Raw genomic sequence first — 7,575 nt, 5'->3', positions numbered from 1 at the left:
GTTTAATATTGCTTAGTGCCTTAAAGGGCACCAATCTTGGCTCATCAATTTTCTGACAAATATTTCTCAAATAAACTTCGAGTAATTTCTACCATCAATCAATGAAAATAATTTCGATCAATCAACCAGTAAAAATCCACACAAGTTGTTCTTCATAAGCTCTTAATGATCTTCTTGCGGGTTCGTCACCAGCAAGCTAGGTCGGCTATATTACTCTCTATCTCTAGAAAGTCAACCGGTAATGCAGACTATTTTTAAACTTTCTTTCCAAAACCCAATCTCAACACTTCGTGCTAAGTTGCTGTTTTATCAGAAGTTTTAATCTTCATCACCGCCGATGGATGTGCATTCTACAGCATTTCACATCCCTTGCAACCCCCTTTTCAAGAAAATCTTTTTGTATGTATATTTTTTAATCTTTTCGTGTATTTTCATTCATTTTTTATACAAATTTGCTTAAATGATGTCTATTCGTGAATATAACGTTTATTATTTTCATCTTAATAAGTAGTGCTACTTACACACACAAGGCCTCGGGTTACCTTATGCATCGTTCTATTTACTTATCTATATGTTTATTTTCTTTAGCCTCAAGCGCCCATATTTTTGCCGAGGTGACCACCGATGTGGAAAATCTGGAAGACGAGCCCGCAAAAACACCGCTGAGAACAAAGATCTCAAACAAAGCGCAACAGTTACAGACGCAATTGAATGTCGATGCCCGGGCAGCACAGGCTGAAGAAGTTAAAGATCCTTTTCAGCCACTCAATAGAAAGATTTATCAGTTTAATGATGCGATTGACCGCACTGTGTTACGTCCTATAGCCGTACAATATGTGGAAAAAGTCCCTCAGGATGTTCGCGGCAGCTATATCCAGTTCCGCAGCAACCTGGGGGAACCCTGGAATGTGGTCAACCAGTTGATTCAAGGTCGTCCTGCCCGGGCTGCTAAATCCCTGGGCCGTTTTACCATTAATACCTTAACTACTTTAGGATTAGCGGATCCAGCACGTCGTCTGGGCCTAAGTCATGAAGATGAAAAGCTTGGAATGACGTTAGGTTATTATGGCGTGCCTTCCGGCCCTTATATCATGCTGCCATTTTTAGGTCCAAGTTCTGTCCGCGGGGTGATTGGTAGCGCTGTAGATAGTCAGGCTCGTCCACAAAAATATATTTTGGATAATGACGATGGTATTTACTGGGGTGATCAAGCAGGAGGAGTAGTTAACTCACGCAGCGAAATTCTGGATGTTGAGGGGGTGCTGACTGGTGACCGTTATGCACAGATTCGCGATATTTATTTGCAACGTACCAACTATGTAATTGCAGAAAAGAAAGGTACAGAACAAGATACGCTGTTCCTGGAAGATGATTTTGAAGATGAAAATTCGAATGATGTACCTTTTAGCGAGAGCAGCATTGAATCTTCAGACGAAGATCTTTAAGTTTATACTTCAGGTATGATTGCTAGTGAAATATCTTCGCTAGCAATACTTTGCTTGTTATAGTACATCTTATAACCAATCCTGGGATTGAATCACTTTTTTATGTATTTCATTCAACCGACTCGTGATATTCCTTATTTAGATCAAGTACTTGATACGCTTCCGCATGTTCAGATGATCTATCTGGATGATCATGAACTGTATGACTCTACGATTATTGCGATTGCAGATGTACATGACTATCTGAAATATAAGTGGAATCTGCCTACGATTGTACTGGCCTTAGAAAATGAAGGTACTGCTTTGGCCCAAGCTTGGGAACAAGGGGCTTTGGCCGGCTGGATCTGGAACAAGCTCCCTGAGTACCCAGACCTGGCCTTGCAAAAAATTGATGCACAATACAAGCGTAACCAGGATAGCCGGGATCTTCCTTCTGCCGCAGAATTGCAAAAAAGATTGTTACCGAATCCAATTGAATTAAACAATTATGAGGTCGAAACCTATTTTCAGCCTTCTGCCTATCTTTCAGGAGACTGGTATGATTATTGGAAAATCAGCGATAAAGAAGTAATTTTCTATCTGGCTGATGTATCCGGACATGGTGTCACCAGTAGTTTGCTCACTTCCTGGATGGCTGCCTTCCATGGTCGCTCCAAAACGCCGCGCGAGCTGATCAAGAAGCTCAACGGGATGTTGATGCAGGAAAATATTGAAAAGCACATCACCATGATTGCCGGAATTCTCAATCTGGAAACTCATGTATTGAAATGGTCCAGTGCCGGACATTATCCCCCACCGATTATATTTGAACCCAATCAGGAACCCAAGATTTTCTCTACGAGCAGCTTCCCATTAGGCCTGACTGAAGATCTTGAGGTTGAAGAAAATGAATGGGTATTAAGTCGCAATGCCCGCTTTATTATCTGTTCGGATGGTGCACTGGAACCATTTGAGGGCGGATTAAATGAACAATTCTCGCAACTATTACATCACTTACAGAACCAGTCTTTTCACGCCCCGGAACATGTGGCCGATGATATTGCTTTTTTAAGCTTTATAAGAGTGAATTAGCGATATATTTACAGACTTTATAAGCACTTAATTTGATTACTACTTTCAGCCACTTGAGTATCCCTAGACCCTATGGGATAATTTGGTATCCTTCTCTGCAAATGGCATTTATATGTCAACAGGTCATGTTGAATATGCAAGTCTAAATGGAACGCATATTTTTAAGCTTATCGGCGAAGTGCGTGCCCAATCTTGTATTAGTCTAGACAAACTACTGAACAAAATTGAACAGCAAGACAACGTAGTTGGCGCTATCGTTGATTTAACCGAAACCAGTTTTATTGACAGTACTGTACTGGGTGTTCTGGCAAAGTTAGGACTGAAGCTCAAACAAGTACATAATATTCAAGCTGTCATGCTTTCCACCAATTCCGATATTACCACTCTGGCGAACAGTATGGGGCTGAGCCAGGTATTTGTAATTCTGAATTACTGTGGCGATCCAAATGTCTGCACACGTGCACTGATGGAAGAACATGTTACCCATCAAAATATGCTGAATACCGTTCTGGATGCGCATAAAACCCTGATGAAGCTGAATCAAAGCAATCAGAACATGTTTGAGCCTTTAGTCAAACAGCTACAGAAAGAGCAAGACAATTTAGATAAAATCTCCGAGCAAAAGGTATAACGACTTTATAAGAAGAGGACCGCATGACTTTACTTTCTGTTGCACAAATGAATTCTCAAAATGAAATTGACGCCAATTTCGTGGAGATTGAATCCTTAATTCAACAAAGTAAGGCCAATGGCGCTGAACTGATTGTCTTCCCGGAAAACTTTGTCTGTTTCGCAGCAGGTAAACAGCGCGAAACTGCTGCACAGTTTGAAGTCATTCAGCAACGTCTCGAACAACTTGCCCATCAATATGAAACCTGGATTGTGGCCGGGACTTTACCCTGCCCTTATCGTCCAGATGGCTCAGTGATTGAAGATGGCCGGGTACGTACTGTCAGTCTGTGTATCAGTCCAGAACGGACTGAAGCGCGTTATGACAAAATCCACTTGTTTGATGTACAAGTCGGCGATGCGGTGGGTGGTTATCAGGAATCCAAGTTCTTTGAACCTGGCACAGATGTTGTCGTAGCAAAAACTCCTTTTGGCAATATCGGTTTGATGGTCTGTTATGACCTGCGCTTCCCGGAACTCGCTTTAAACCTGCGGGCCAAAGGTGCAAACCTTCTGACCGCACCTTCTGCCTTTACCTACACCACCGGTGAAATGCACTGGCAGCTTCTCCTGCAAACACGTGCTATGGATACCCAATGTTTTGTGCTCGGTGCAGCTCAACAAGGCTGGCATGGTGAAAAACGCCAGACTTGGGGCCATGCAGCTGCCACCAACAGTCGTGGCCAGCTCCTGAATATGATCCATACAGACGGTGCAGATCTGATTACGGTTGACTTCGATTTGGATGAACAGCAAAAAGTTCGTGAATCTATGCCATTAATGCAGCATCGTAAACTGCTACAACTTTCTTAAGAAAGCTTCTTTTCTGCTTGCAGAAAATAACAAAATCCCTGCTTATTCTTCAGGCGAAATGGCCGAGCATAGAAGCTTCATGAAAAATAAAGAGGGATTCAGCTCATGTCATTAGAAAAAGCCGTCTATACCGCACATGCTAAAGCCACAGGAGGTCGTGATGGCCGCGCCACTTCTGACGATCAGATTCTAGACGTCCAATTGGCAGTACCCAAAGAAATGGGTGGTCCAGGCGGTGGGACCAACCCTGAACAGCTCTTTGCCGCAGGTTATTCGGCCTGTTTCTTGGGTGCAATGAAATTTGTCGCCAATCGTGACAAGCTCAATATCAGTAAAGATGCCTATATTGAAGGTGATGTAGGTATTGGTCCAATTCCGACCGGCTTTGGTATTGAAGTGACTTTAAATATCCATCTTGAAGGTATGGATCAGGAAGAAGCTCAAAAACTGGTAGATGCCGCGCATATTGTCTGCCCCTATTCAAATGCAACCCGCAATAATATTGATGTGAACTTAAACGTAATTACTTAAGATTACTTAAACTTTTAATTTAAATGCTATCCTGAAAAAGAGCTTCAGGATAGCTATACCTCTATTATAAAATTTTAATCGCTTTATCTTCCCTCAAAAATCAGTTTCCTTTTTCAAAATAAAAGCACAAACCTGAACAGTTATATATAATAATTCTTATTTCTATTTAGCCAGTTTGTATTTATGTTAAAGCCTGTTCTTCTGAGTTCTCTTCTACTCACCGCAACTACTGCAACTTTTGCAGATCTTCATATCTCAGAAAAAATCCGTCCGCAGATGAAGTCTCTGGTCAATAGCGGGATTGAACGCCTGCCCATTCCTGCAACCCCAAACCACATGATTCTACCTGAATTTGGTAAAGGTATAATTGGCTGGGGAGCAGGCCCCAAAGATGCTGAAGCCCGTTTTCTCAATATTACTCAAGCAGAGGTTGAAAAAATGAAACAGGAAGGACTGACCTTGGAAATGGCAGAAGCTTGGCAGACATTTTATGAAAATGAAACTCTGCGCAATCCGGGTAATCCGACTGCCCCATTTCGCGCACAACTCATGAAAAAAATCGTCAGTCTCTGGTAAATACCTAGCAATTCTGACGATAATTCTTTAAATGCAGCAGATTAAAAAATTACTCTGCTGCTTCATTGGTTACCCGCAATACTTCTTCAATCGTGGTTTTTCCAGCCAATACTTTACGTAAGCCATCATCCCGAATGGAACCGGATTGCTGGCGCGCATAACTTTCAAGTTCATATTCAGCAGCATTACCATGGATCAGACGACGCATATGATCATTGACCGGTACAATTTCATAAATTGCCGTACGCCCGCTAAAGCCAGTATTGCCACAGCGTTCACAGCCTTGAGGTTGAGGAAGCCTTAAATCATTTGGATGTTCAATATTTTCAAACAGACTCTTTTCAAAAGCATCTGCTTCATGCCAGGTCGCGCAATGTGGACATAGCGTTCTGACCAGGCGCTGTGCAATCACGCCAATCAGCGAACTTGAAAGCAGGAAGGGTTCTATTCCCATATCTTTAAGACGGGTCACTGCACCAATGGCGGTATTGGTATGCAAAGTCGATAATACCAGATGCCCTGTCAATGAGGCCTGCACGGCAATTTCTGCGGTTTCCAGATCACGAATCTCGCCGACCATCACTACATCAGGATCCTGGCGCAGCATGGCTCTTAAAGCACGGGCAAAGGTCATATCCACTTTGGTATTGACCTGAGTCTGACCAATCCCTTCCAATTGGTATTCAATCGGATCTTCAGCTGTGAGAATGTTTTTGGAACCATCATTGAGGTCCGAAAGTGCCGCATATAACGTCGTCGTTTTACCGGAACCGGTTGGCCCGGTCACCAGAATAATCCCGTGCGGACGATGCACCAACGTCTTCAAACGGTCATAATCCTGATTCCTCAGACCGAGATGAATCATATTTAAACGGCCCGCCTGCTTATCCAGCAGACGCATGACCACACGTTCACCATAAGATGAAGGCAAAGTGGAGACGCGGACATCGACTTCACGTCCCGCCAGACGTAAAGAAATACGGCCATCTTGCGGGATACGTTTTTCAGCAATATCCAGTTTGGCCATCACTTTAATACGGGAAACCAGTAGCGGGGCCAGCTCACGGCGTGGCTGGACAATTTCACGTAGCTGGCCATCTACCCGTAAACGTACCGACAGTTTTTTTTCAAAGGATTCAATATGAATATCGGAAGCCCCGACACGAATCGCTTCAGATAATAGTGCATTGATCAGCCGGACAATCGGCGCATCATCTTCCTGATCCATCAGGTCTTCTGTTTCTGGTACTGAATCGGCCAGACTGAGTAAATCCGGATGATCTTCCAGACCGGCAGCGACCTGCTGCGATTCCCCGCTATCGCCGGCAAAGCTGGAGCTTAATAACTGGTTGAATTCCTGCTCGCTACAGAGCTGAAAATGAGCCGGATAGCCAAGCAGACGGCGTGCTTCCTGCAATGCAAGCATGGAGGTATTGTCACGACGCAGAATAAAGGCCTGATCTCCCTCATAACGCAACAGCACACCATGGCGCTTGGCGAAGCTATATGGGATTTGTAATTGTTTAAGTACTTGCATCGCGAATTATAATAATGATGAAAAAATTTAAATTGAGTGTACTCTAAGCATATGACAGCGTGAAGTATGTTTTCAAAGATTTAGCAAGAAAGGGTGCCAACATTGCCGCAAGATAAAGATGAATTAACCCCGAATACAGCAAAAATGCGCTGGTGGGGAGAGCAGAAGTTTGAAATAAATCAATCCAAAGCCTGGCAGTTGGGCTCCTTGCTATTTCGTCTGACCCGAGGAATTCAGGAATGGCGGCTGGAATACTATCGTCCTGTCGTGCAATACGATTATGAGCAGCAATGGCATCAGATTGATGATCCGAATTTTGCCTTTCCACCACCGGTGAATATTGAACGCTATATGTTCAAATCCACACAAAATAAATTGCAACTGATGCCTCGCCTCGCGAACCGGTCAGTGGTGATCAAACCGGTCGATCCGATTTATATTCCTGCCGGACAACGCGGTACGCTTTATATCAGTACGCCTTTATGGATTGCCGGTTTTATTGAGGGTCAACGCGAACCGATTTTTGATCTGCCGGTCATCCTGCCCAAGGATACCTGGTTTGGACCCAATCACCGCTCGGGAGAAATCTGCTACGCCACTGCAGTCGATGGCAGAACTGAACTGAAACAATTACATCCACGAGCTTTTCGTGCAGTCACACCGATTGAGTTCCACAATACCAGTAACCAGCAATTACGTTTTGACCGGATGAATGTTCCAGTACCGGCCCTGCCTTTATTTTACAGTGAAAGTACCGGCCGCTTATGGACCTCACAAATCCGGGTCTTGCATGAAAGTTCGGACCGCCCACCACGCATTCGGGTGGAAAATCGCACACCCCCAAATGCCGGCGAAGTCGCCTATCTGCATCCGCCGCGTGATCCGGCAGGCGCATTATTTAATATGTTTGATTCATTTTTCTAAGGGCGTCTG

General features: G+C 43.9%; 8 protein-coding genes. 7 read left to right on the top strand and 1 reads right to left on the bottom strand.

The window, feature by feature from the left end; translation table 11 throughout:
- Positions 1-545 precede the first annotated feature (545 nt).
- The 6 genes from KUG37_RS12650 to KUG37_RS12625 all read left to right on the top strand — a co-directional run bounded on the left by KUG37_RS12650 (position 546) and on the right by KUG37_RS12625 (position 5,105).
- Positions 546-1,445: a VacJ family lipoprotein gene (locus KUG37_RS12650; RefSeq protein WP_216938239.1), complete on the top strand. Its 900-nt coding sequence runs from the start codon at positions 546-548 to the stop codon at positions 1,443-1,445.
- Between the two features lie 102 nt (positions 1,446-1,547).
- Positions 1,548-2,516, top strand: a complete 969-nt coding sequence (locus KUG37_RS12645) for a PP2C family protein-serine/threonine phosphatase (RefSeq protein WP_216938237.1) — start codon at positions 1,548-1,550, stop codon at positions 2,514-2,516.
- A 112-nt stretch (positions 2,517-2,628) separates the two neighbouring features.
- Positions 2,629-3,147 carry an anti-anti-sigma factor GigB gene (gigB, locus tag KUG37_RS12640; RefSeq protein ID WP_004647542.1) on the top strand — a complete coding sequence of 173 codons (519 nt, stop codon included), beginning with the start codon at positions 2,629-2,631 and terminating at the stop codon, positions 3,145-3,147.
- A 23-nt stretch (positions 3,148-3,170) separates the two neighbouring features.
- Positions 3,171-3,998, top strand: coding sequence for a carbon-nitrogen hydrolase family protein (locus tag KUG37_RS12635; RefSeq protein ID WP_216940504.1), 828 nt, complete (start codon positions 3,171-3,173; stop codon positions 3,996-3,998).
- A gap of 105 nt (positions 3,999-4,103) precedes the next feature.
- Positions 4,104-4,529 carry an organic hydroperoxide resistance protein gene (locus KUG37_RS12630; RefSeq protein WP_216938233.1) on the top strand — a complete coding sequence of 142 codons (426 nt, stop codon included), beginning with the start codon at positions 4,104-4,106 and terminating at the stop codon, positions 4,527-4,529.
- Between the two features lie 183 nt (positions 4,530-4,712).
- A complete protein-coding gene (locus KUG37_RS12625; RefSeq protein ID WP_216940502.1) occupies positions 4,713-5,105 on the top strand; it encodes a DUF4951 domain-containing protein in 393 nt (130 codons plus the stop codon).
- A 49-nt stretch (positions 5,106-5,154) separates the two neighbouring features.
- Here KUG37_RS12625 and gspE read toward each other — a convergent pair whose 3' ends face one another.
- Entirely contained in the window at positions 5,155-6,642 is a 1,488-nt protein-coding gene (gspE, locus tag KUG37_RS12620) for a type II secretion system ATPase GspE (protein WP_216940500.1), read from the bottom strand.
- 144 nt (positions 6,643-6,786) lie between these two features.
- Here gspE and KUG37_RS12615 point away from each other — a divergent pair, with 144 nt between their 5' ends.
- Positions 6,787-7,566, top strand: a complete 780-nt coding sequence (locus KUG37_RS12615) for a hypothetical protein (RefSeq protein WP_216940506.1) — start codon at positions 6,787-6,789, stop codon at positions 7,564-7,566.
- The last annotated feature ends 9 nt before the right edge of the window (positions 7,567-7,575 follow it).

Source organism: Acinetobacter sp. BY419, assembly GCF_019038395.1.
Lineage (GTDB): Bacteria > Pseudomonadota > Gammaproteobacteria > Pseudomonadales > Moraxellaceae > Acinetobacter.
Note: the sequence above shows the minus strand (reverse complement) of the source record. Positions and strands in the feature narration are given on the sequence as shown.

What these genes read in the sequence shown, in the direction of transcription:
- gspE (WP_216940500.1), bottom strand. Translation starts at nt 6,642, where the DNA reads ATGCAAGTACTTAAACAATTACAAATCCCATATAGCTTCGCCAAGCGC.
- KUG37_RS12615 (WP_216940506.1), top strand. Translation starts at nt 6,787, where the DNA reads ATGCGCTGGTGGGGAGAGCAGAAGTTTGAAATAAATCAATCCAAAGCC.
- KUG37_RS12645 (WP_216938237.1), top strand. Translation starts at nt 1,548, where the DNA reads ATGTATTTCATTCAACCGACTCGTGATATTCCTTATTTAGATCAAGTA.
- KUG37_RS12625 (WP_216940502.1), top strand. Translation starts at nt 4,713, where the DNA reads ATGTTAAAGCCTGTTCTTCTGAGTTCTCTTCTACTCACCGCAACTACT.
- KUG37_RS12635 (WP_216940504.1), top strand. Translation starts at nt 3,171, where the DNA reads ATGACTTTACTTTCTGTTGCACAAATGAATTCTCAAAATGAAATTGAC.
- KUG37_RS12650 (WP_216938239.1), top strand. Translation starts at nt 546, where the DNA reads ATGCATCGTTCTATTTACTTATCTATATGTTTATTTTCTTTAGCCTCA.
- gigB (WP_004647542.1), top strand. Translation starts at nt 2,629, where the DNA reads ATGTCAACAGGTCATGTTGAATATGCAAGTCTAAATGGAACGCATATT.
- KUG37_RS12630 (WP_216938233.1), top strand. Translation starts at nt 4,104, where the DNA reads ATGTCATTAGAAAAAGCCGTCTATACCGCACATGCTAAAGCCACAGGA.